The sequence below is a fragment of the Fictibacillus sp. NRS-1165 genome (genome assembly GCF_050468105.1).
GTDB lineage: Bacteria > Bacillota > Bacilli > Bacillales > Fictibacillaceae > Fictibacillus_C > Fictibacillus_C terrinigri.
The window spans coordinates 109,468-132,546 of record NZ_JBDPNU010000026.1 but is presented as its reverse complement, the minus strand read 5'-3'; the positions used below and the strand labels follow the sequence as shown (position 1 = coordinate 132,546).

The window sequence follows — 23,079 nt, the reverse complement described above, 5'->3', positions numbered from 1 at the left end:
GTAGGGATGAAAGCATTTGATGAAAAAATTGACCGGATGAACACTCACTCTGTGAAGTGGGATCACGCGGCAGAGATATTTGGTAAAGAAGATCTTTTGCCCATGTGGGTCGCGGACATGGACTTTAAAGCGCCTCAGCCGGTCATTGATGCCATGAAAAAAAGAATCGATCACGGGATTTTTGGCTATTCCATGGCTACACAAGAGACAAAGCAAATTGTCATGGATTGGTTGAGGAGAAGGCATAACTGGGATATCCAAAGCGATTGGATCGTTTTTACACCAGGAGTCGTTCCTGCTCTTTCCGCAGCGATCCACACCTATACTGAGGTAAATGATGGAGTACTGATTCAAAGTCCGGTATATTATCCCTTTGGTGACATGGTGAAAAAGAACAATAGAAAATTATTCAACAATTCTTTGCGGTATAATGGAAGCACATATGAAATGGATTTTGAAGATCTTGAGCGTAAATTTCAAAAGAATTCCATTAAACTGATGCTGCTATGCAACCCGCATAATCCTGTGGGCAGGGTCTGGACAAAAGAGGAGCTGGAAAAATTAGAGAAGCTTTGTATTCAATACGATGTATTGGTGTTCTCTGATGATATACACTTTGATCTCATTTATAAGAAGTATAAACATACGATTTTTTCTGCTTTATCACCAGAGATTCAGGACAAAACGATTACCGGCATTGCGCCGAGCAAAACGTTTAACCTTGCAGGACTCCAATTTTCGACCATCATTATTCCAAATAAAAAGCTAAGAACTCGATTTAATGAATACTTAGCAACGATCGGATTTTTTTCCCCGGGCTCATTAGGGATCATCGCCGCGGAAGCCGCCTATCAGCATGGTGAGGAATGGCTGGAAGGGTTAATGGAATATTTAGAGAGCAACCTTGACTATTTGAAAAATTTCGTAAAAGTGAAGCTCCCGGAAATCAAGATCATTGAGCCTGAAGGAACATATTTAGTTTGGCTTGATTTCACTCATTTGAAAATGGATCATAAAAAGCTGGAAAGCTTTATGCAAAATGAAGCAAGGCTGGCATTCGATGAAGGTTATATCTTTGGTAAAGAAGGAGAGGGCTTTGAACGGATCAATATCGCCTGTCCGCTGGAGACATTAAAAGAAGGCTTGACTAGGCTGGAGCAAGCGATCAAAAAACAAAATGTGATGTGATGATTCCCTGAACTTGGTTCAGGGTTTTTTTATATTGGCAAAATTTACAGCGTCATTTGGGTTGAAAAACATTGTAATTCTTAGTAAAATGGCAAACTGTGTGAAGAGGATCGGCCGAGGAGAAAGGAGGGTCATGATGCAGAACGTAATGGAAAGAAAATCTCTTTCAGCTGATAAAGGACGAAACAGCTTAGAATTTCAAGTGCTTCGAATGCAAAACGATTTAAAACAGATCGCCAAAAAGTGGGATATCCTTGGTGTCGAACAGACAAAAGATGAACATTTGACCATTGTTTACAAATTAGAAAACAAGCACCAATGTAAAATCATGCTGAATGACTGCTCCACTTCATTTCAAGGGATTTGGGATTTTTCCATCGATGCTATATATGAAGACAGTGACAGTATTTTTATCGGAGACATACGGGGCCCAGCCAATAGGGGCTACGGTTCAATATGTATTCAATATTTACAAGAATTAGCAAAGGACCAGAACATCCCCTATATTAGAGGTGACATCGCACCTAGAGACTGGGATCATGTAAACCGGTTGGTTCATTTTTACGAAAAGCACCATTTTTCTGTTCATTTGGATGAAGAAAGCAAATCCGGAAAGATCGTCTGGAATGGCTAAAAGCCCTACCATAGGACCATTTTTCTTTATATCCCTTTGTCATACGTTTATAAAGCTTGTGCCCGGGTAAGTAAAGACCCAAAAGCTTTTATAAGGAGGCGTCTTAATGGGTAAGGATGTCCTTGGTGTATATCACTATGATGAAGAAGCGGTAAATGCCGTAGAGCAATTAAAGTCGGATGGTTATGATATCGATGAGATCTCTTTTGTCATCAATCATGAAGGTTTCAAACGTAAGCTTGAAACCAAAACCGGAGCTGCTGTTGATATTGTTAATCAAGAAGAAACGTTTTTGAAAAAAATAAAAAATTTATTTTCCAATGACTCGTATACCAATAATTTTGAGAACAAATTGGCAGGCTTAGGTTTGCCAGAGAACAAAGCCATGACTTATGCACCAGAACTGGAAGCAGGCAAGATTTTAATCCTTGTGGGCACAAATTATCAATACGAAGATAAAAGGTAATGACTCATCGTAAAAACGAATCCAGTTCCGTCCAACAGGGGCTGGTTTTTATTATAATTGTTAAATATTTTAAAATGCGTTATATGTACAAATATAAATTTATTAATACAACATTTTACACGTTGATTAGCGAGGATGAATTTTGATTCCTCGCTCTTTTGCTATACAAGGTGTGAAGAATAGGTTTCCTTTGTGAGGATCTAGGAGGTGCAAGATGATGAACGAACGTGCATGAAATGTGGACCTAGAATATGAACCTCAAAAAAATACAATGGTGCTCCATTAAAACTATAGGAGGTTTTTCAAATGAGTATCCCCATTCTAAAGATCAACGAGTCTTTGCTCGTATTCATTCAGGAAGTATTGGACGACCAGTCCGCATTACAGCTACAGGAAGATCTTTTAAACAAAATTCAATCCGTTAATGCGACAGGGATTGTGGTCGATATGTCATTAGTGGAGCTCGTCGATTCGTTTATAGCTAAAATTCTAGTTGATATCGTTAATATGTCTGATTTGATGGGAGCCAAGGTCATTTTAACGGGAGTACAGCCACCTGTAGCCATTACGCTGAACGAGACGGGAATCTCCTTGAAAAACATCTCGACCGCTCTCGATGTGGAACAAGGTATAGAATCATTAAAAGCACCGACCGGAAGTTTGGAAAATTAACATGAAAGCATGCGGACTCAATCCGGTCCAGCATGCTTATTTTGTTGCGAGTATAAAGATAAACCTATAAATTATCGACAATCTTTTGTTTTATTTCCTCCTTAGTGTGAAATTTATTATTTTTTGTTAAGAATTTTGAATTCTTTTTTGTTTTTTGTAGATTTAGATAGAATAAAAGAGAAAATTTAACAGTTGGAATACGTTTGCGAATGTCAAGCGGTGGTAATATATAGATACACTAAACAATAATGGTCCTTTAATAGATGCAATGCATTTCAATTTACTGGAAAGAGGAGGTAAAGGCATGAAGTACAAAGTAAAAGATTGGCTCAGACTGACTCCCCGTGAGAGATACTTGCTTTTGTACGCTGTTGCCCTGCTTCAAAAAGAACAGAGAGCAAGTTAAAAAAAGCTGCATACAAGGCAGCTTTTTCATTGATATTGTTCTAACTTTGAAAAGAAATGAATGACAAAATCGTAAAACACGTTTTCTGCAGGTGCCAGCTCCCGCTTCTTAGGGGTAATCAGACCTACTGTGCGCTGGACGATCGGAAAGTCTATCGGTTTTCTTACGGTATACCGGGGAGTGGTTTCATAGAATGAGCTATCGGGTAATAAAGTTACACCCATCCCTGCCGTAACCAATCCTTTGATGGCATCTAAATCTTCTCCTTCCGAGGAGACTAGCGGCGAAAAGCCAGCTTCTTTACAGGCATTGATCACTACTTCCTGCAGTACATAACCTTCAGGGAACAGGACAAATCGATCATTTCTTAAATCGCTTAACACCAAACTCCCTTTCTCTGCCTGTGGATGATTGGCGGGTAACAGCGCCGATATTCTTTCCGTGAAGAGGATATGGCCTTCTACTTCTGATTGATTGACTGGAACAGGCCCTAAAAATGCGAGATCGATATCGCCGGTCTTCACAGCTTCGATTAAAAAATGATAAGATCCTTGCCTGAGGTGAAAGGCGATGTTAGGATGTTCTTCTTTAAACGCTGACACGATGGTCGGAAGAAGATGGCTGGCGAGGCTCGTCGGAAAACCGATTTTGATGGTACCGCGTTCCGGGTCCAAATATTCATCTATTTGTTTTTTGGCAAAATCTATTGCTTTTAATGCGGATGATGCATGGGTCAAAAATAGTTTTCCGACAGGAGTCAGCTTTACGTTTCTTCCTTCTCTTTCAAACAATTCCACATTTAGCTCTGCCTCCAGGTTGGCGATCTGCCTGCTGACTGCAGATTGTGCGACATGCAGATGCTGCGCCGCCTCGGACACGTGTTCCCGCTCTGCAACCTCGATAAAATATTGCAATTGACGTATCTCCACGGTGAATCCCTCCAATAATTATCTCAAAAATAGATTAATCTTATCTAAATTATATATTGTTTGGATGAATTATAAAACCTACACTATAAAAAAGACATTTGAAACGGGGGAGCGAACAATGACATTCAATCAATTACCAAAACCACAGGGCCTCTACCGTCCCGAATTTGAACATGATGCATGCGGTATTGGCTTATACGCCCATATAAAAGGATTAGCTACCCATGATATTGTAAAAAAAGGTCTACGCATGCTTTGCCAATTGGATCACCGGGGAGGACAGGGAAGCGACCCGCTTACCGGGGATGGTGCTGGACTAATGGTGCAGCTTCCTCACGAGTTCTTTAAAAAAGCATGCCCTCAATTCGATCTGCCTGCCAAAGGAAGATACGGGGTCGGCATGATGTTTCTTCCTAAAGACGAAAACGAACAGCAATCCGTGAAAAATAAACTAAATCATTTCATTGAACAGGAAGGCCAAGGCCTCATTGGATGGAGAAGTGTACCTGTAATTGACGGAAAAATCGGAACACTCGCGCAAGAAAGCTGCCCTTCCATCCATCAAGTATTCATTAAAGCTTCTGATTCTATTGAGAATGAACTGGCGTTTGAGCGCAAATTGTATATCATCCGGAAACTAGCGGAGAAGTGGGGAAAAGAAAATCAGATCGACTTTTATTTCTCCAGTCTTTCTTCATCTACCATCGTATATAAAGGGCTATTGACGCCTGAGCAAGTCGATGCTTTTTATGTTGACCTGAATGATGTTTCTTTTGTTTCGGCATTTGCTTTAGTGCATTCCCGTTTTAGCACAAATACATTTCCGAGCTGGGAAAGGGCTCATCCAAACCGATACCTCATCCATAATGGCGAGATTAATACGCTGAGAGGAAATATTAATTGGATGAAAGCGCGTGAACAGCAATTTGCTTCAGAGGCATTCGGAGACGACTTGGATAAACTTCTTCCTATTCTGGATACTGAGGGCAGTGATTCGGCTGTTCTCGATAACGCACTTGAATTTTTTGTACTGGCAGGAAGGGAGCTGGCACATGCAGCGATGATGCTGATTCCGGAACCCTGGTCAGAGAATCCCCATATGACAGAAGAGAAAAGAGCATTTTATGAATATCATAGCTGTCTCATGGAGCCATGGGATGGCCCAACAGCCATTTCCTTCACCAACGGCCGTCAAATCGGCGCCATCCTTGACCGAAATGGCTTGCGGCCCGCACGGTATTATGTAACGAAGGATGACTATATTATTTTCTCATCAGAGGTTGGGGTCATTGATGTGGAGCCTGAGAACATTCTTTACAAGGATCGTTTAAGCCCCGGGAAAATGCTCCTGATCGATTTAGAAAAGGGGAGAATCATTTCCGATAAAAAAATTAAAACTGAGCTTTCACATGCCAAGCCATATCGCTCATGGCTTGATGAAAACCTGATCCATCTGGACAACGGGTCTTATCATGAGAGTGCTGAAAAAGTCGATCAGCTGGTACTACGGCAAAAGGCGTACGGCTATACGCATGAGGATATTCATAAATATTTGCTTCCTATGATCACCGAAGGAAAAGATCCGGTGGGGTCGATGGGAAATGATACACCTTTAGCTGTGCTGTCAGACCGTCCTCAATCACTGTTTAACTATTTTAAGCAGCTGTTCGCGCAGGTAACGAATCCTCCGATCGATTCAATCCGCGAGCAGGTCGTCACCTCAACGATCAGTTATTTAGGCGCAGAGGGGAATCTGCTTGAAGCAAATGCTGAAAACTGCCGGCGCATTCAGCTGGATACACCAATTTTATCAACCGGGAGATTCAACCAATTACAGCAAAATGTTTGGCCTGAGTTTTCTAGCAAGACCTTGCATACTCTTTTTTCTGAAGATTTGGAACGCAGTTTAAATGAACTGTTTAGCGAAGCAGAAAGAGCGATTGAAGAAGGGCACACGCTGCTCATCCTTTCAGACCGTGAAATGAATGGTAAAAACATTCCGATGCCAGTTCTTTTATCAACGAGTGCACTCCATCATCACCTCGTTCGCAAAGGTCTTCGGACCAAAGTAAGCCTAATCGCCGATTCAGGGGAAACAAGAGAAGTACATCATTTTGCAGCGCTCATCAGTTATGGAGCAGACGCGGTTCATCCGTATCTTGCATTTGCCACATACCAGCAGGCAATACTGGATGGTCATCTGTCTGTCTCTTATGATCAAGCGGTTAATGGCTATATTAAAGGAGTAACAGACGGTGTTGTTAAGGTCATGTCTAAGATGGGTATCTCGACGATCCAGAGCTATCGTGGAGCTCAAATCTTTGAAGCCGTCGGAATTGGCCAAGGTGTCATTGACCGTTACTTTACAGGAACGGCATCACAGCTTGATGGCATCGATCTTCAAACCATTGCACTTGAAGCTCGGCAGCGGCATTCTGACGCGTTTAAGGAGACGCTTGATGAAACACTTCAATCCGGCAGTGATTTTCAATGGCGCAAGACGGGGGAACATCATGCGTTCAACCCAAAAACGATTCATACTTTGCAATGGGCATGCCGAAAAAATGATTACAGCCTTTTCAAACAGTATTCACAAGCTGCAAATGAAGAACGACTTAACTTTTTAAGAAATTTATTCTCTTTCCCATCTGGGGAGCAAGCAGTGCCAATTGAAGAAGTCGAGTCTGTTGAAAACATTGTCCGCCGGTTTAAAACGGGCGCGATGTCGTTCGGCTCACTTAGCCAAGAAGCACACGAGGCATTGGCTATCGCTATGAACCGTCTAGGAGGCAAAAGCAACAGCGGGGAAGGCGGAGAGGATCCAAAACGCTACAAACTGGATAAGAACGGTGATTCACGGCGAAGTGCGATCAAACAGATCGCCTCAGGAAGATTTGGTGTGAAAAGCCATTACCTTGTTAACGCCGATGAACTGCAGATCAAAATGGCTCAGGGAGCGAAACCGGGTGAAGGCGGACAGCTGCCCGGGAACAAAGTATACCCATGGGTCGCAGATGTTCGAGGATCAACGCCAGGGGTTGGTTTGATTTCGCCGCCTCCGCATCATGATATCTATTCGATTGAAGACTTGGCACAGCTGATTCACGATCTGAAGAATGCCAACCATCATGCGCGAATTTCCGTTAAGCTCGTTGCGAAAGCAGGGGTAGGAACGATTGCAGCCGGTGTCGCTAAAGGTGCTGCCGATGTCATAGTGATCAGCGGCTATGATGGAGGAACTGGAGCTTCACCAAAAACAAGCATCAAGCATACTGGGCTTCCATGGGAGCTTGGTTTGGCAGAAGCCCATCAGACGTTAATGCTGAATGGTTTGCGTGACCGGGTGGTACTTGAAACTGACGGCAAACTGATGACAGGGAAGGATGTGGTTCTGGCTGCTTTATTGGGAGCCGAAGAATACGGTTTTGCCACAGCTCCTCTTGTCGTTCTCGGTTGTGTTATGATGCGTGCCTGCCACCTGGATACATGTCCTGTCGGTGTAGCGACTCAAAATCCGGAGCTTCGAAAAAAATTCATGGGTGATCCTGATCATGTTGTCAATTACATGCGCTTTGTAGCTCAGGAAGTTCGTGAGATCATGGCTGAACTTGGTTTCAGGACGATGGATGAAATGATTGGACACAGTGAAATCCTTAAAGTTTCAGAACGGACGAAGAACCATTGGAAAGCGAAACAATTGAACTTAGCCAATCTGACCCATACAGTCGAGGGTTCTGTCAGAACGTTCCAGACCCCGCAAAATCATAAGATCGGTGAATCCTTGGATATGAGAGAAATAGTTCCGGCCATTTCTCAGGCATTGGAGAATCAGGAGCAAGTAAATCTCTCCTTTACCTTAAATAATACAAACCGTGTAGCAGGTACCATTTCAGGAAGTGAAATCTCCAAGATATATGGAGAGAAGGGGCTTCCTGAAGATACCATTAATCTGCAGTTTACCGGTTCAGCGGGCCAATCCTTCGGTGCCTTTATTCCAAGAGGAATGTCTCTCTACCTAACAGGAGATGCAAATGATTATGTAGGAAAAGGACTTTCAGGAGGTAAAATTACAGTTTCGGCGCCAAAGGAATCTGATTTTCTATCGGACACGAATGTCATCGCCGGTAATGTTGCCTTTTATGGCGCAACTAGCGGTGAAGCCTATATTAACGGAGCAGCCGGAGAGCGGTTTGCTGTCCGCAACAGCGGGGCAGATATTGTTGTTGAGGGCATCGGTGATCATGGGTGCGAATATATGACAGGAGGCCGAGTCGTAATTCTGGGGGAAACCGGAAAGAACTTCGCTGCTGGCATGTCGGGAGGAACTGCCTACGTTCTAGCCGGTGAGATAGAACACTTCCTTTCCCTTTGCAACAAGGACAGTGTTGAACTTGAAAGTTTGCAGGATGATCATGAGGAAAAAGAACTCCAAAAGATGATTTTGAATCATTATCATTATACACTCAGCTCAAAAGCGGCTTTAATCCTTAGCAACTGGTCGGAATACAGGCTTCAATTTGTAAAAGTAATCCCTAAAGATTATAAAGAGATGATCGATCGGATCGACGAGCAAAAAGAGGCAGGTTTAAAGCATGATGAGGCCGTCATGACTGCGTTTTTAGAAAAAACATCTGTAAAAAAAAGTACCCCGCGCAAAAAGAAGACTCAGTTAATTCATAATTAGGAAGGGGAGAGGACCAATGGGAAAAACAACAGGATTTATGGAATACTCGAGAGAAGAAGCTAAAGAACGGAATCCTCTCACACGGTTAAAAGATTGGAAAGAACACACGGAACCCATGAGTGAGGAGACTCTTCACCGCCAAAGTGCAAGGTGCATGGATTGCGCAACACCGTTTTGCCATATTGGGATGGAGATCGGAGGGATGACCTCCGGTTGTCCCATTCATAACCTTATTCCGGAATGGAACGACCTGGTTTTCCGGGGCAGATGGAGAGAAGCTCTTGACCGGCTGCTAAAAACAAACAATTTCCCCGAATTTACCGGAAGAGTCTGTCCTGCGCCTTGCGAGGGATCATGTACAGTGGAGATTTCGTCACCTGCCGTTACCATTAAGAACATCGAGCAGGCCATCATAGATAAAGGATTTGAGAACGGCTGGATCACACCACGGATCCCCGGCAAACGAACCGGCAAAAAGATTGCTGTTGTAGGCTCTGGCCCAGCAGGCTTGGCAGCCGCAGATCAGCTGAACCAAGCCGGGCATTCTGTCACAATTTATGAAAGAGCAGAACGCGCTGGAGGATTGCTGACGTATGGCATTCCAAATATGAAGCTTGAAAAAGAGATCGTAGAACGCCGAATTCAATTACTCTCTCAAGAAGGAATTGACTTTGTGCTGAATACGGAGATTGGAAAAGACATCACTTCCGAAGAACTTAAAGATCAGTATGATGCTGTTATCCTTTGTGTCGGTGCTCAAAAACAACGGGATCTGGATCTCGAAGGCCGCGAAGCGATTGGTGTCCACTTCGCTATGGACTATCTTACAAAATCAACACAGCGTCTCCTGAATCAGCATCCGTCCGATGAAGAATTTATTGATGCAAGAGACAAGGATGTAATCGTAATTGGAGGAGGCGACACAGGTGCAGACTGTGTTGCAACAGCTCTCAGGCAAGAATGCAGAAGCATCGTACAGTTCGGAAAGTATCCTAAACTACCCGAAGCCAGAACACCTGATAACATGTGGCCGGAACTCCCTAACGTTTTTACAATGGATTATGCATATGAAGAAGCACAGGCAAAATTCGGTGAAGATCCACGGCAATATACGGTTCAAACGAAAAAAATCGTGGCAGATGAGGAAGGGAATTTAAAAGAGCTTCATACGGTTCAAATGCAATATTCAGTGAATGCACAAGGAAAACCCGAACTGAAAGAAATTCCCGGCACTGAAAAAGTATGGCCAGCTCAGCTCGTGTTTATCGCGATTGGTTTCGAAGGACCTGAACAGCCGCTACTTCAGCAATTCGGCGTCAACACCGAAAACCAAAAAATTGCAGCCAAACATGGAGATTATAGAACCAATATTGATGGCGTGTTTGCCGCTGGCGATGCCAGAAGAGGGCAGAGCTTAATTGTTTGGGCGATCCAGGAAGGCAGAGAGGCCGCCCGTGAAGTCGATAAGTATTTAATGGGAAGCACAGTGTTGGTATAATTCATCCAGGCTAAGAGGCCGTCTCCTCATAAGGGAGACGGTTTTTCTCTAACAAATTTGTTGTCAAGAAACTGTTTTATAACAGATAATACCCTGTTCACCTAATCACGGCAAACAGGGTATTAGTTGTTGCTTAAATTATTCATTGACGATCACCTATGCTTCATGTTGTCCCATACATCTTTCACATTCATAAACATATGATTCATGCTGTTCCTCAATCGTTTTTCAGCATTCCCGGCATTGCTTCTTTGGTAAATTACGATAAAATTCCAACGTCAACATTCAGCATTACCTCCTGTTTTTGAATTAAATTTATTGTATTATAACAGATGAAAATAATCAACAACTGTTATAGAATTATTTTAAAACACTACTAAACTCCTATACAAGTTCTGTTTTACCCATACGCGAGTAAATGCTAAAATAAAAAGCGAAAAAGGAAAGACTTATTTTGTTGATAAAGGAGAAGGATTATGGAAAAAGTTTTGATTTTTGGACACAAAAACCCGGATACCGATACCATTTGCTCAGCAATCGTCTATGCTGATCTCAAAACGAAGCTGGGATTGAATGCAGAACCTGTGCGTTTAGGAGAAATAAACGGTGAAACACAGTATGCGCTTGAGCATTTTAAAGCGGACAAGCCTCGGCTGGTAGAAACCGTAGCAAATGAAACAAGCCAAGTTATTCTTGTCGACCACAATGAGCGTCAGCAAAGTGCATCTGATATCGATAAAGTCCGCGTGCTTGAAGTCATTGACCATCACCGGATCGCAAACTTTGAAACTAGTGATCCATTGTACTACCGCGCTGAACCTGTAGGCTGTACAGCGACCATCTTAAATAAAATGTACAAAGAGCATGGAATCCCTGTGGAAAAAGACATCGCCGGGCTTATGCTGTCGGCCATTATTTCTGATTCCCTTCTATTTAAATCTCCAACCTGCACAGAGCAAGATATTGCTGCAGCAAAGGAGCTTGCGGAGATCGCTGGCGTAGATGCTGAAAGCTATGGTTTGGAAATGCTAAAGGCTGGTGCAGATTTAAGCGACAAATCAGTAAGCCAGCTTATCACCCTGGATGCCAAGGAATTTCAGATGGGTGACAGCAAAGTCGAAATCGCACAAGTAAATACGGTTGATACAGCTGAAGTATTCGAACGCAAAGCTGAAATTGAAGATGAGATCAGCCAAGTTGTCCGAGAAAAAGGATTGGATCTGTTCTTATTTGTTGTAACTGACATTTTAACGAACGACTCAACTGGACTTGCTATCGGAAGCAAAGCTGGAGCTGTCGAAGAAGCTTATAAGGTTAACCTGCAAGATAATACTGCGGTACTTAAAGGTGTAGTATCCAGAAAGAAACAGATCGTTCCCGTTTTAACGGATGCATTCAGCCGTATCCAATAAAAAGGAAAGAGCCAGCCGTACACATACGTGTAAGGCTGGCTTTTGTTTCATCAATAAAGGGATTGCACGGAGATTGGCGAAGGATTAAAAGGTCTAAATTTACAGCCCAAGAGGCGGGAGGTTTCTCAATGGCAGTTAAAAATTACGGCTTGCTGAAGGGAAAGGTCATAGAGTCCCGAATGGAGAGGGATTTGGATACTCCTCATTATCAGATTCATGTGGTGGACGAAAACAGCGTGCATTATCGGATTGCAGTTAATGTCATGTCCAGCTCAGAAGACTCCGAAGTTTTATACCTGGTTAATGAAAACTTTGCTTCATCCCTTACCGAAAAATTAGCCCAGCTTCCTGAAAGCTATTTAGCTTTGGGGGATGAAAACAGGGAACTAGCTATCGATTACATCAGGGACGGACTCTTTGAACCCTCTTTAATGACACCGCTGCCAAGCGACGCAACAGGACCAGACAACGATTTAAATGATATGCTTGATAAATACGTTCAGAGAGCGATTTCTGAAAAAGCAGTAATCTATGTTTATGGATCCAAATTTGGCCCGGAATCACAGCCTGATAAAGTGTTTGGTTTTCAGCCGACCAATGGGATGCACAATATCCACATGAACCAGGGCAATGAAGACAAGCCAAATGAGAGAGATTGGGCAGATGATAATGGAACATGGCACGACGGTTCATTATTCCTGCAATTCGAGGATCAGTGGACGGCGATCTTTCTTGCCTTCTTATCCCAGTCCTGGTGCACAGATGAACGAGGCTATCCCACCAAAATGTGCAGGCATGATGATAAAATCCAAACGTCTTCGTAATAAAAGAACAGCCGATGGGCTGTTCTTTTATTTATTTTTTTATAAACTCCTGTGTCCAAAAATCCTCATTATCCGTGTAACCGATACCTATATGTGTATAATCTGGATTCAGGATGTTCTTCCGGTGTCCTTCGCTGTTCATCCAGTCATTGACCACTTGTTCAGGGGACTGCTGGCCGACAGCAATATTCTCTCCGGCAGAACTGTACGAAATATCCATTTTCTCCATTTGGTCGAATGGGGACCCATGTGTCGGACTGTTATGGGAGAAGTAATCATTTTTCTCCATATCGTTCGCTTTAACTTGCGCCATGTTGGTTAATGAAGGGTCCCACTCTAAATCGGAAAGCCCATGTTTTCTTCGTTCCTGATTCGTCAGATCTACAACTTTCTGGATCATCTCCTGGCTGTATCCCTGATTTCCAGAAGGAGGGGCCGCCGGAGGCACCGTTCCATTAAGGTTCGGGTTGTTGTCCATCCTCATATCCGGATTGTTGTAGGAAATGTTTTGTCTTTGGGCTTTTTCGTTCTTGTGCCCCGCTTTCGATTGGTAGGGGATGTTTTCTTTTGTCAGGTATCCATTTCCTGTCTTCATTAAATTTTTATTTGCCATTCTTTTATGCGGTTGATCTTGGCCAAGCTCATTCTTCTTCATATTATTGCATCCGCTGCTGAAAACAAGAATAAATAAGACGGCCATCATTATTGGAAATATTTTTTTCACTGAGACTTCTCCTTTTCATCTTTAGTTGCTTTTCTTAAAACGTTTTTAGTATTTCACGAAATAGGAAAGGCATACAAAGTCATGTAATTCTAGCTGCGGGCACTTTTAATGCATAAATTACTTTTTAAAAGTATGATGGATGTGTAAAAGGAAGCAAAAAAGAGCAGGAACATGAACGACAAATACAAAAATTATTATAGGCTTATACGTTTGCAAATGGATTATAAAAAACCGCATCGTTATGGCTTTGCTGTCCCTCCGGAACAAAAGACACCCACTGGTGAACAGCCTGTGCCTCGTGAAGTATCTTCAGCCGGGATCGAAGACATCATCCCGGACTTTGGAGAATCCGCAAGAAGAGCGATTGAAGCAGGGTTCGTGGGAATTGAAATCCATGGAGCAAACGGATATTTAATTCAGCAGTTCTTTACACCGCAATCTAACCAAAGGGAGGACCAATGGGGGGAAGTGTGGAAAAAGGCTGGCTTTCCCGATGGCAGTCATCGATTAAGGAAACTTTAGTTTTAGTGGATGAACTCGTTAAAAGGAAGCTCGATTCATGGATTTCTGGTCTGTGCCACGAAGGGGAGTAGACGATATTTGGCCGCGTATCGAGATCATCCAGGAACGAGCCGGTAAACAGGTTCTGTGATTGGAGTCGGATCCATTTATACAGCAGAGGACGCGTTAAAAGCGATAAAATCGGTTTGCCTTTTATCGCGTTGGGAAGAGAATTGATCATTGATCCTGATTGGGTTCAAAAGATCGAAGAAGGAAGGGCCTCTGAGTCATACCTGATCCTCTCTGGCAGGCCACCATCAATACACCAGGTCGGTTTCCAATAGAAGACGATTAACAAAAAGAAGCCCCGGAAAAATCCGGAGCTTCTTTTTTAATGTGATTCGCTGCTGATTCTAAATCCTATCTTTCCGAATTGTTCCGCATTATTCAACCGTTCAAATGCGCCCTTAAATTGATGCAACTCGAACATTTATCAACGATCGGCCTGATTTGATGTTTTTCAATAAACTGGATCATTTCTGTAAATTCTTCGCTGCTCCCCATGGTACTGCCGAAAAAGCTGTACTGTCCGTAGAAAAACTTCCTTAAATCAAACTCTATCCGGTCACCGGCAGATGCACCGAATGTGACGATAGTGCCTCCTGTACGCAGCTGATCCAATGACTTATTAAAAGTTGCCGCACCTACACTTTCGATGACAAGATCCATCTTTTGGTTGTTTAGCTGAGCGCTCCAGTCGTCATTGCTGTTAATTGCCTGTACCGCCCCTAGCTCTTTTGCTCTTTGTCCTTTTTCTGCCGACCGGGAAGTCACATATACTTCCGCGTTAACTGCTTTTGCAAATTGGAGAAGGAAGGTAGCCACACCGCTGCCTATCCCAGGGATAAGCACCTTTTGATGTTCTTTCAGTCTGCCCCGGGTAAAAAGGGCCCTGTATGCCGTTAAGGCTGCTAAAGACATTACCCCTGCTTCTTCCCAGGATAAATAGGCCGGCTTTGGCACGGCGTTTTCAGCGGGAACGGTAACTTTTTCAGCAAACGTTCCGTGAAAGGGAAGACCGAGTATTTCAAAACCTTCCGGTGGTCCGTCGCTTTTTTCTTTCCAGCCAAGGCCCGGGTTAATGATAACCTCATCACCCACGTTCACATTGTCTACCCCTTCTCCAAGAGCTTCGACAATTCCAGCTCCGTCTGATCCGATGATTAAAGGAGGATCGGTTGGCTGGTGTCTTTCCATCACAAACAGATCGCGGTGATTCAATCCTGAAGTTACTAATTTAATTCTAACTTCTCCAGGTTTTGGTGCGACTTCATCGAATTGAGTATAAACAAGTCCAGTAAGTCCTTTTTGCTCTTTATGTACAAGTGCGTTCATGACAGCCTCCCATTCTGCTTAATGTAGTTCAAGTGTACCAGAGCGATTCTTCATTGTCTTATATGACGTTTTTACATCTAAAAAGGGAGTTGAGGATTAAAATCAGCATGGTTTTCATTTAAGCTTTCCATTTCCTGAAGAGCTCTGGTGGAACAGGGAGAAGTTATTAGGGGATTTTTGAGAAGGTGCGCTATGGATTGAACTGGATGGTGATATTGTAGGTGGAACAAGTAACAGGTCATGGATACATTCGGAATCATAATCCGATCGGCACAACATTATATGTTATTGATATTTGTATCCTGCCTTCCTATCGTAAACTCGGATTGGGAAAATTCCTGATGCTGGTGTACCCCGTGAAAGTAGTGATTAATAATCTGGAGGATGAAGAATCTCTTAATAATGCATATTAATGGTGGAAAAATCCATTTATCACTTGATATTTCCTTTTAATTATATAATAATAGTTACTTACAAAACATAAAGGAGCATATAGAATGAACTTTCATACACGTCCTCATACATTTGTAAATCACGTTCAATTGATCGTTGAGGATCTGGATCGATCACTGTCTTTTTACAAAGACATATTAGGATTTTCAGTACTTAAGGAAGAAGAAGGAGCCGTCTTCTTAACATTGGATGGCCAAAAGTCAATATTGTCGGTGGTACAGCCGGAGAATGCAAAACCGAAACAGCCGCGGACGTCGGGATTGTATCACTTTGCACTGCTCGTCCCAAACCGAAAAGAGCTGGCCAAAGTCCTGCGGCATTTCATTAGTATTGGCTATCCGCTTCAGGGGGCATCAGACCATCTTGTTAGTGAAGCCTTATATTTGGCGGATCCCGATGGGAACGGAATTGAAATATATGCCGACCGTGATGCAGAAGAATGGAAATGGGAGAATGGACAAGTAGTGATGACCACAGAGCCGCTTGATTCTAAAGGGTTGCTGGTTGAGAGCGCAGGATCATCATTTGACGGGCTCCCAAAAGAGACCATCATGGGCCACCTGCATTTGCACGTTTCTAATTTACAGGAAGCGGAAATGTTTTATTGTGAAGGTTTAGGTTTCGAAGTTGTTCTCCGCTACAGCAACCATGCATTATTTATCTCAACCGGCGGGTATCACCACCATCTCGGATTAAACATCTGGAACGGCCAAGGGGCTCCTGCTCCTGATGAACATCATGCCGGACTGAAACAGTTTACAGTGGTATATCCCTCATCAGAAGCAAGAGATGAAGCTTGCGCCCGGCTGAGAAATTTAGGATACGGTGTACAGCAGCTTGATGAATCTCTGTTTGTAAAAGATCCTTCTGGTACGTTAATGGAATTAGCAAGAGGTTAATCAAACACGATAAATTCTTTTGAAGAACTATGATCAGTATGATTCGGCATTGGATTGCTCAAACTATCCATATGTTGAACAACCGGAGAACTGCCATGACTTGTCGTTCGAGTGAAGAGCTTAATCAATTAGTATTAGAAGCCAAGGGCTATACGAAGTTCGGAAAAGTAGCTGATTACATACCCGCATTAAAAAAAGCTGATCCTGATGACTTATCTGTCGCTATCTATCATCCGGATGGCACTTGTTTATCCGCGGGAGATGTAAAATTGAAGATAACGCTTCAAAGCATTTCAAAAGTGCTGGCTCTCGCCCTTGCATTATTGGACTGCGGCGAAGAAGAAGTATTCTGCAAAATTGGGTATGAGCCTACTGGAGATCCCTTCAATTCCATTGTAAAGCTGGAGATCAGCAAACCTGCCAAACCGCTTAATCCCATGATCAATGCAGGAGCACTCGTTGTTACACACATGATCAAAGGCGTTTCTGCCGATGACCGGTTTAATCGTCTTCTTCAATTTGTCAGGAAGCTGGCCGGGAATCCTTTGATCACTTTTTGTGAAGAAGTTGCTGTATCAGAGTTTGAAACTGCTCATTTAAACCGGTCTCTTTGTTATTTTATGAAACAGCATGGCATCATCAATGAAGACGTAGAAGAGCTTATCGATCTCTATACGAAGCAATGCGCCATCGAAATGAATTGCCTCGATTTAGCCAGAATAGGCCTTGTCCTGGCTCTGGACGGCGTTGAACCTTTAACGAATAACCGGTTGATCCCCACACAGATCGCCAGAATCTGCAAGACGTTGATGGTGACTTGCGGCATGTACAATGCTTCGGGTGAATTTGCCGTAAGAGTTGGAATACCTGCAAAAAGCGGTGTTTCGGGTGGGATAATGGGTGCTGTTCCCAACCGTTTCGGCATCGGGATCTTTGGTGCAGCCCTGGATGAGAAAGGAAACAGCATTGCCGGCCTTAAAATTCTGGAAATGCTCTCTAAACGATACGATCTAAGTATGTTTTAAAATCATCTATTTACAGTCTTATTTACAATAGGACTGTTTTTTTATGCCGAATGGAGGGTATCTTAACAATATTTGATGGAGTAAAATTTTCATGACCATACTTTGCTAATAAGGGGAAATCATTCATGAGCGGAACACAAAAGCAGCGTATTCAATTGCACGGTTTTAATAATCTGACCAAGTCATTAAGCTTTAATATGTACGATATCTGTTATACGAAAACAAGGAAAGAGCGGGAAGCCTATATCGCGTATATTGATGAAGAGTACAGCGCGGAGCGATTAACCAGGATTCTTCAGAAAGTGTCGGATACGATTGGCGCGCATGTGCTCAATATCGCCAAACAGGATTATGTTCCCCAAGGTGCCAGTGTTACATTATTAGTTTCTGAAGGCCCTGTTGTGGAAGTGCCGACAGAAAACATAGAAGAGACGCCGGCCGCCATGCCGGAATCTGTGGTTATGCAGCTCGATAAAAGCCATTTGACCGTCCATACGTATCCCGAGTATCATCCGGACGAAGGAATCAGCACCTTCAGAGCGGATATTGATGTTTCAACTTGTGGGGAAATTTCTCCGTTAAAAGCATTAAACCACCTCATTGAGTCATTTGATACAGACATAATGACGGTGGACTATCGGGTGAGAGGGTTCACGAGAGATATTAATGGACAAAAGCTTTTTATTGATCATGATATTTCTTCCATACAAAATTTTATCCGTGAAGATTTTAAAAATGAATTTGATATGATTGACTCCAACATCTATCAGGAAAATATTTTTCATACAAAATGCAAGCTGAAAAAATTTGACCTTAATAATTACTTATTCGGTTATACAAGGGATACTTTGACCGAACAGGAGCAAGCGGACATAACGAAAAGAATTACCGAGGAGATGGAAGAAATATATTTTGGACGAAACATGAATCGATTTCTTAGGTAGCTCGGTTCAAGCAGGATGTGAATGAACCGCCAACAGAAAAAGAGACCCGATAAAGGGTCTCTTTTGTTGAAATCAACACTAACGGGGTTGATTTCCAAGCTGCTGTTCTGCATACGCAACGAGACGTTTAGTCATCTCTCCGCCTACAGATCCATTAGCCCGTGCGGTCGTATCTGCACCAAGCTTCACTCCAAACTCATTGGCGATTTCCTCTTTCATTTGATTTAACGCATTCTCAGAACCAGGTACCAATAGTTTGTTTCTTGCCATGGTACAACACCCCCGCATGGAATTGAGCAGACCTGCTGCTCGTCTATTAAGGTTTCCGAAAATAAAAAAAGGCATTCGTTTTTTGGATGTATGACGGTGTATACTTAATGATAAAAGAGGTACAAGATGGGAAAAGTGGAAGTCGTTCCTTATCAGTAACGTTTGCAGAAAGATGTTTAAATAAAGAAAGTGTTGTCCTAACAAATATTTGGATCATTGCTGCTTGAAGATCCATCATGTTGAGAGCACTGAGAAAGGCCAGCTTAAAGGTTCATGAATGGCTCGCTGAACCTGGAGGTACAATCAATGGCTCCTGGAAAAGAGCAGCGTTATAATGGAGCTATAGCTAAGCATAAGGTAGTTAAAAAGGATGATGCAGGTTGGATATTTTTGAAGCGATTAATACAAGAAGAAGCATAGGTTTGGTAAAGGAAGATCCTGTTCCCGATCATCTGGTGGAAAAAATTTTAGAAGCGGGGACATTTGCTCCAAACCATTACCGTACGAATCCTTGGAGATTTTTCGTGATCAGTGAATCAGGGAGAAACAAGCTTGGAGAGCTGCTGGCAGCGATCACGAAATCCGGAATGAATGAACCATTGTCCGAAGAGGATCAGCAAAAATTGGAGAATGTAAAGAAAAAACCCCTTCGTGCACCCGTCATTATTGCGGTAGGTGTAGAGCCTGGAGTTCTTCAAAAAGTGATTTATAAAGAGGAAACAGCAGCTGTCAGTGCTTCTATCCAAAATATGCTGCTCGCTGCCCATGCACTAGGTCTTGGGGCGGTTTGGCGCACAGGCGCCATTTGTTATGACGACAGAGTAAGGTCTTATTTTCAGCTCTCAGACAAAGGTGAAATGGCTGGTTTCATCTATCTTGGCTATCCAATCAAAGCTCCTTCAGCCATCAAAAGAAAATCCTTTCATGAATTCACCAAGTGGTTAAAATAGCAGATTACAGCACGAAGAGAATCTTACACTTCTCTTCGTTTTTTTATAGTGGAAAACAGGGTAAAGGTAAATTGCAGGAATGGGTTTAACTAATTTGGAAAGGATGAACAATATGCAAAAAAGAAAGCTTGGAAACGAGGGGTTGGAAGTGTCTTCCCTTGGATTGGGCTGCATGGGCATGTCAGACTTTTATAGCGGACAAGATGATCATGAGTCACTTAAAACCATTCACCATGCCCTTGAATTAGGAGTAAACTTTCTGGATACGGCTGACATGTATGGCGTAGGCAGGAATGAAGAACTGGTAGGAACAGCTATAAGAGACCGCAGGAGTGATGTCATTCTTGCTACAAAATTTGGTAATATCAGAGGGGAAGACGGTTCATTTTTAGGTGTAAACGGTCATCCGAAATATGTGAAGGAAGCATGTGAAAACAGTTTGAGACGGCTTGGCACCGAATATATTGATCTTTACTATCAGCACAGAGTGGACCCGGGCATTCCGATAGAAGAAACGGTGGGGGCAATGTCCATACTTGTTCAAGAAGGAAAAATACGCTATTTGGGCTTATCAGAAGCTTCTCCTGAAACCATCCGGCGAGCACATGAGGTACACCCCATATCAGCCGTTCAAACAGAATATTCCTTATGGAGCCGGGATGTGGAAGAGCAAATTTTACCTGCGATCCGGGAGCTGGGCATCGGCTTTGTTCCATACAGCCCTCTTGGGAGAGGCTTCTTAACAGGTAAGATCAAAAGATTTGAAGACTTGGCCGAGGATGACTACCGCCGGTTTTCTCCAAGGTTTCAAGGAGAAAACTTTCAAAAGAATTTAGATCTTGTCGAAAAAATAAAAGAGATCGCCCTAGAAAAGAACTGCAGTACTTCACAGCTTGCAATCGCTTGGCTGCTTGCCCAGGGCAATGATATTGTTCCGATTCCCGGGACAAAGAAAACCCGTTACTTAGAAGAAAATTTAGATGCCATAAAGGTTGAACTGAAACAAGAAGACCTCGACCGGATCAATGATGCTGCACCACTGGGAGCTGCATTCGGAGAACGGTATCCTGAAGCCGGAATGAAGGGTGTAAACCTATGATCCGTTGGTGCAATGATACGTACATCATGTAATAAACAGGTGTTTTCATGAAAAACAGATTCTCTATTGGCCAGATGGCACAGCTTCATAACATACCCGTTAAAACGCTCCGCTATTATGACGAAATTGGTTTGTTCACGCCTGCTGAGGTGGATCCCATTTCTGGATATCGCTACTATTCCATTGAACAATTCGAAAAGTTAGACATCGTTTATTAGGGCTGCTGCCCTTTATTTTAGGAGGAATTGCAGCACCGTTAGTCGGTCTCTGGAGCAGTAATCCTGCCGGTTCAATGGCCTTCATCATTGCGCTCTGTGAGGCATCAGCCTTTGTTTTATATCTCCTATTAACGAAAAAGTGAAAGAGCATGTATAAAAGCCGATCCTTTATTATCGGCTTTCTCTTTTATAGAGACTTATGCTTCCATTTTGTTTAATAAACAGGACATGGTCTCCCTGCTTGATCGAGTGAAAATCCGGTGATGAAACAGTAACAGCCTGGCCGGATGAAAGGCGGATGGTATATCGGGGCACGCTTACAAAATTTGTCCCCCTGTCAACTGCCAATTCTGAATAAGATTTTTCCAGCACACGTCCCTCGAGCCTTGAAAGCGTTAGTTGTCCTTTTACATAATCCGACCAGGCAATAAAAAGAAAGAAGATCGCTGCGGTCCATAGAACGACATTTTTTATTTTGCTCAAAGCTGTCACCTCCGGCATTAGTATTTCCCATACCCACATGAATTTACATAGAGGACTATTTTATTAATTTTTTGAATAATAAGTATATTTCTTGATTATTTGAGTGGATGGAGTATACTTTTAATTAATCTAACATACCGACCGGTTAGTAAGTTGAGAGGAGATGAAGGTCATGAATTTTTCATATTCAGAAAAAGTGAAAGATTTGCAGAAACGGATCACCCGCTTTATGGAACAGTATGTCTATCCAAATGAGGCGCTTTACGAAAAGCAGCTTAATGAACAAAAGAACAGATGGAGTGCGGTTCCGCCGATCATGGAAGAATTAAAGGAAAAAGCGAGAAAAGAAGGTCTATGGAACCTGTTCCTGCCTGAAAGCGAATATGGTGCCGGCCTTACCAATCAGGAATATGCCCCGCTTTGTGAAATCATGGGACGTTCCCTTATCGGGCCGGAAATCTTTAACTGCAGTGCGCCGGATACCGGAAATATGGAGGTTCTTGTCCGTTACGGAACAGAACAACAAAAAGAAAAGTGGCTTACACCCCTTTTAGAAGGCTCGATCAGATCCTGTTTTTCTATGACAGAGCCCGAAATCGCTTCCTCAGATGCAACAAATATCCAAGCACGCATCGAGAGGGATGGAGATGATTATGTCGTCAATGGACGTAAATGGTGGTCGTCGGGAGCTGGAGACCCGCGTTGCAAAATTGCGATTGTGATGGGAAAGACCAACCCTGGCGCTAACCGGCATGAGCAGCAATCCATGATCCTGGTTCCTTTGGATACTCCTGGCGTGAAGGTCGAAAGGATGCTTTCGGTATTCGGTTATGATCATGCCCCGCATGGACATGGAGAGATTACTTATGAAAATGTCAGAGTACCCGCTGAAAATATGATTTGGGATGAAGGAAAAGGCTTTGCCATCGCTCAAGGAAGACTCGGCCCGGGCAGAATCCATCATTGTATGCGGCTGATCGGAGCAGCGGAGAGAGCGCTTGAAGACTTATGTAAGCGCGTTCAAAAACGTACAGCCTTCGGAAAACCAATTGCCGATCAAGGCGTCATCCGCGAATGGATTGCAGACTCGAGGATCGAGATCGAGCAGGCACGGCTTTTGACATTAAAAGCGGCTTATAAGATGGACACCGTCGGCAATAAAGAAGCGAAACAAGAGATTGCAATGATTAAGGTCGTTGCTCCGTCCATGGCGCTCCGTGTTTTGGACCGTGCCATACAAGCATTTGGAGGGGCAGGGGTGTCGGACGACTCTACGCTTGCAGCCCAGTGGGCGAATGCAAGAACATTAAGACTGGCTGATGGGCCTGATGAAGTCCACCGTGCTCAGCTCGCAAGACTTGAACTGAAAAAATATCCTCAAGAATTGCTCGTCCATTAAATTTCT

The 23,079-nt window shown here is 43.1% G+C and carries 19 protein-coding genes and 4 pseudogenes; 17 read left to right on the top strand and 6 right to left on the bottom strand.

All coding sequences use genetic code 11. The features are described 5' to 3' along the window. Nucleotides 1-6: 6 nt before the first annotated feature. The 4 genes from ABHN01_RS13310 (at nucleotide 7) to ABHN01_RS13295 (ending at nucleotide 2,960) form a co-directional block, all read left to right on the top strand. Nucleotides 7-1,188 carry a MalY/PatB family protein gene (locus ABHN01_RS13310; RefSeq protein ID WP_429875936.1) on the top strand — a complete coding sequence of 394 codons (1,182 nt, stop codon included), beginning with the start codon at nucleotides 7-9 and terminating at the stop codon, nucleotides 1,186-1,188. Between the two features lie 133 nt (nucleotides 1,189-1,321). Continuing rightward, nucleotides 1,322-1,822: a hypothetical protein gene (locus ABHN01_RS13305; protein WP_429875935.1), complete on the top strand. Its 501-nt coding sequence runs from the start codon at nucleotides 1,322-1,324 to the stop codon at nucleotides 1,820-1,822. A gap of 106 nt (nucleotides 1,823-1,928) precedes the next feature. Further along, nucleotides 1,929-2,288, top strand: coding sequence for a general stress protein (locus ABHN01_RS13300; RefSeq protein ID WP_429875934.1), 360 nt, complete (start codon nucleotides 1,929-1,931; stop codon nucleotides 2,286-2,288). A 306-nt stretch (nucleotides 2,289-2,594) separates the two neighbouring features. Next, a complete protein-coding gene (locus ABHN01_RS13295; RefSeq protein WP_429875933.1) occupies nucleotides 2,595-2,960 on the top strand; it encodes an STAS domain-containing protein in 366 nt (121 codons plus the stop codon). Between the two features lie 432 nt (nucleotides 2,961-3,392). Here ABHN01_RS13295 and ABHN01_RS13290 read toward each other — a convergent pair whose 3' ends face one another. Next, complete coding sequence (locus ABHN01_RS13290; protein ID WP_429875932.1) at nucleotides 3,393-4,295, bottom strand: LysR family transcriptional regulator; 903 nt, start codon at nucleotides 4,293-4,295, stop codon at nucleotides 3,393-3,395. 118 nt (nucleotides 4,296-4,413) lie between these two features. On the opposite strand from ABHN01_RS13290, the gene gltB reads away from it, so the two are divergent. Continuing rightward, the gene (gltB, locus tag ABHN01_RS13285; RefSeq protein ID WP_429875931.1) at nucleotides 4,414-8,979 is read left to right on the top strand and encodes a glutamate synthase large subunit; all 4,566 of its coding nucleotides are present in this window, start codon (nucleotides 4,414-4,416) and stop codon (nucleotides 8,977-8,979) included. 16 nt (nucleotides 8,980-8,995) lie between these two features. After that, complete coding sequence (gene gltD, locus ABHN01_RS13280; RefSeq protein WP_429875930.1) at nucleotides 8,996-10,477, top strand: glutamate synthase small subunit; 1,482 nt, start codon at nucleotides 8,996-8,998, stop codon at nucleotides 10,475-10,477. A 228-nt stretch (nucleotides 10,478-10,705) separates the two neighbouring features. Here gltD and yhfH read toward each other — a convergent pair whose 3' ends face one another. After that, nucleotides 10,706-10,762: a protein YhfH gene (gene yhfH, locus ABHN01_RS13275; protein ID WP_429876025.1), complete on the bottom strand. Its 57-nt coding sequence runs from the start codon at nucleotides 10,760-10,762 to the stop codon at nucleotides 10,706-10,708. Between the two features lie 191 nt (nucleotides 10,763-10,953). On the opposite strand from yhfH, the gene ABHN01_RS13270 reads away from it, so the two are divergent. Then, complete coding sequence (locus tag ABHN01_RS13270; protein WP_429875929.1) at nucleotides 10,954-11,889, top strand: manganese-dependent inorganic pyrophosphatase; 936 nt, start codon at nucleotides 10,954-10,956, stop codon at nucleotides 11,887-11,889. Nucleotides 11,890-12,017: 128 nt separating this feature from the next. Continuing rightward, complete coding sequence (locus ABHN01_RS13265) at nucleotides 12,018-12,713, top strand: DUF2278 family protein (protein WP_429875928.1); 696 nt, start codon at nucleotides 12,018-12,020, stop codon at nucleotides 12,711-12,713. Nucleotides 12,714-12,744: 31 nt separating this feature from the next. On the opposite strand, the gene ABHN01_RS13260 is transcribed toward ABHN01_RS13265, so the two are convergent. Next, nucleotides 12,745-13,437 (bottom strand): CAP domain-containing protein, encoded by a 693-nt coding sequence (locus ABHN01_RS13260; protein WP_429875927.1) that lies wholly within the window; start codon nucleotides 13,435-13,437, stop codon nucleotides 12,745-12,747. 279 nt (nucleotides 13,438-13,716) lie between these two features. On the opposite strand from ABHN01_RS13260, the pseudogene ABHN01_RS13255 reads away from it, so the two are divergent. Continuing rightward, nucleotides 13,717-14,293 (top strand): annotated as a pseudogene (locus ABHN01_RS13255) (NADH-dependent flavin oxidoreductase); the annotation flags it as partial. A 36-nt stretch (nucleotides 14,294-14,329) separates the two neighbouring features. Here ABHN01_RS13255 and ABHN01_RS13250 read toward each other — a convergent pair. Beyond that, nucleotides 14,330-15,333 (bottom strand): annotated as a pseudogene (locus tag ABHN01_RS13250) (zinc-binding dehydrogenase). A gap of 127 nt (nucleotides 15,334-15,460) precedes the next feature. Here ABHN01_RS13250 and ABHN01_RS13245 point away from each other — a divergent pair. From ABHN01_RS13245 to speD, 4 genes and pseudogenes are all read left to right on the top strand, one after another. Continuing rightward, nucleotides 15,461-15,677, top strand: a pseudogene (locus tag ABHN01_RS13245) (GNAT family N-acetyltransferase); the annotation flags it as partial. Between the two features lie 153 nt (nucleotides 15,678-15,830). Continuing rightward, nucleotides 15,831-16,685: a VOC family protein gene (locus tag ABHN01_RS13240; RefSeq protein WP_429875926.1), complete on the top strand. Its 855-nt coding sequence runs from the start codon at nucleotides 15,831-15,833 to the stop codon at nucleotides 16,683-16,685. A 95-nt stretch (nucleotides 16,686-16,780) separates the two neighbouring features. Continuing rightward, nucleotides 16,781-17,710: a glutaminase A gene (gene glsA / locus ABHN01_RS13235; protein WP_429875925.1), complete on the top strand. Its 930-nt coding sequence runs from the start codon at nucleotides 16,781-16,783 to the stop codon at nucleotides 17,708-17,710. A 125-nt stretch (nucleotides 17,711-17,835) separates the two neighbouring features. Then, a complete protein-coding gene (speD, locus tag ABHN01_RS13230; protein WP_429875924.1) occupies nucleotides 17,836-18,654 on the top strand; it encodes an adenosylmethionine decarboxylase in 819 nt (272 codons plus the stop codon). Nucleotides 18,655-18,732: 78 nt separating this feature from the next. On the opposite strand, the gene ABHN01_RS13225 is transcribed toward speD, so the two are convergent. After that, nucleotides 18,733-18,924: an alpha/beta-type small acid-soluble spore protein gene (locus tag ABHN01_RS13225; RefSeq protein ID WP_290399287.1), complete on the bottom strand. Its 192-nt coding sequence runs from the start codon at nucleotides 18,922-18,924 to the stop codon at nucleotides 18,733-18,735. A 380-nt stretch (nucleotides 18,925-19,304) separates the two neighbouring features. Between ABHN01_RS13225 and ABHN01_RS13220 the strand changes: the two genes are divergently transcribed. The 3 genes and pseudogenes from ABHN01_RS13220 to ABHN01_RS13210 all read left to right on the top strand — a co-directional run. After that, entirely contained in the window at nucleotides 19,305-19,874 is a 570-nt protein-coding gene (locus ABHN01_RS13220; protein ID WP_429875923.1) for a nitroreductase family protein, read from the top strand. A gap of 112 nt (nucleotides 19,875-19,986) precedes the next feature. After that, nucleotides 19,987-20,973: an aldo/keto reductase gene (locus ABHN01_RS13215; protein WP_429875922.1), complete on the top strand. Its 987-nt coding sequence runs from the start codon at nucleotides 19,987-19,989 to the stop codon at nucleotides 20,971-20,973. Nucleotides 20,974-21,020: 47 nt separating this feature from the next. Beyond that, nucleotides 21,021-21,185 (top strand): annotated as a pseudogene (locus ABHN01_RS13210) (MerR family DNA-binding transcriptional regulator); the annotation flags it as partial. 177 nt (nucleotides 21,186-21,362) lie between these two features. Here the strand turns inward: ABHN01_RS13210 and ABHN01_RS13205 are convergent. After that, on the bottom strand, nucleotides 21,363-21,674 hold the full coding sequence (locus tag ABHN01_RS13205; protein WP_429875921.1) for a hypothetical protein: 312 nt from the start codon (nucleotides 21,672-21,674) through the stop codon (nucleotides 21,363-21,365). Between the two features lie 172 nt (nucleotides 21,675-21,846). On the opposite strand from ABHN01_RS13205, the gene ABHN01_RS13200 reads away from it, so the two are divergent. Beyond that, entirely contained in the window at nucleotides 21,847-23,073 is a 1,227-nt protein-coding gene (locus ABHN01_RS13200) for an acyl-CoA dehydrogenase (protein ID WP_429875920.1), read from the top strand. Nucleotides 23,074-23,079: the final 6 nt, after the last annotated feature.

What these genes read in the sequence shown, in the direction of transcription:
- ABHN01_RS13310 (WP_429875936.1), top strand. Translation starts at nt 7, where the DNA reads ATGAAAGCATTTGATGAAAAAATTGACCGGATGAACACTCACTCTGTG.
- ABHN01_RS13305 (WP_429875935.1), top strand. Translation starts at nt 1,322, where the DNA reads ATGATGCAGAACGTAATGGAAAGAAAATCTCTTTCAGCTGATAAAGGA.
- ABHN01_RS13300 (WP_429875934.1), top strand. Translation starts at nt 1,929, where the DNA reads ATGGGTAAGGATGTCCTTGGTGTATATCACTATGATGAAGAAGCGGTA.
- ABHN01_RS13295 (WP_429875933.1), top strand. Translation starts at nt 2,595, where the DNA reads ATGAGTATCCCCATTCTAAAGATCAACGAGTCTTTGCTCGTATTCATT.
- gltB (WP_429875931.1), top strand. Translation starts at nt 4,414, where the DNA reads ATGACATTCAATCAATTACCAAAACCACAGGGCCTCTACCGTCCCGAA.
- gltD (WP_429875930.1), top strand. Translation starts at nt 8,996, where the DNA reads ATGGGAAAAACAACAGGATTTATGGAATACTCGAGAGAAGAAGCTAAA.
- ABHN01_RS13270 (WP_429875929.1), top strand. Translation starts at nt 10,954, where the DNA reads ATGGAAAAAGTTTTGATTTTTGGACACAAAAACCCGGATACCGATACC.
- ABHN01_RS13265 (WP_429875928.1), top strand. Translation starts at nt 12,018, where the DNA reads ATGGCAGTTAAAAATTACGGCTTGCTGAAGGGAAAGGTCATAGAGTCC.
- ABHN01_RS13240 (WP_429875926.1), top strand. Translation starts at nt 15,831, where the DNA reads ATGAACTTTCATACACGTCCTCATACATTTGTAAATCACGTTCAATTG.
- glsA (WP_429875925.1), top strand. Translation starts at nt 16,781, where the DNA reads ATGACTTGTCGTTCGAGTGAAGAGCTTAATCAATTAGTATTAGAAGCC.
- speD (WP_429875924.1), top strand. Translation starts at nt 17,836, where the DNA reads ATGAGCGGAACACAAAAGCAGCGTATTCAATTGCACGGTTTTAATAAT.
- ABHN01_RS13225 (WP_290399287.1), bottom strand. Translation starts at nt 18,924, where the DNA reads ATGGCAAGAAACAAACTATTGGTACCTGGTTCTGAGAATGCGTTAAAT.
- ABHN01_RS13215 (WP_429875922.1), top strand. Translation starts at nt 19,987, where the DNA reads ATGCAAAAAAGAAAGCTTGGAAACGAGGGGTTGGAAGTGTCTTCCCTT.
- ABHN01_RS13200 (WP_429875920.1), top strand. Translation starts at nt 21,847, where the DNA reads ATGAATTTTTCATATTCAGAAAAAGTGAAAGATTTGCAGAAACGGATC.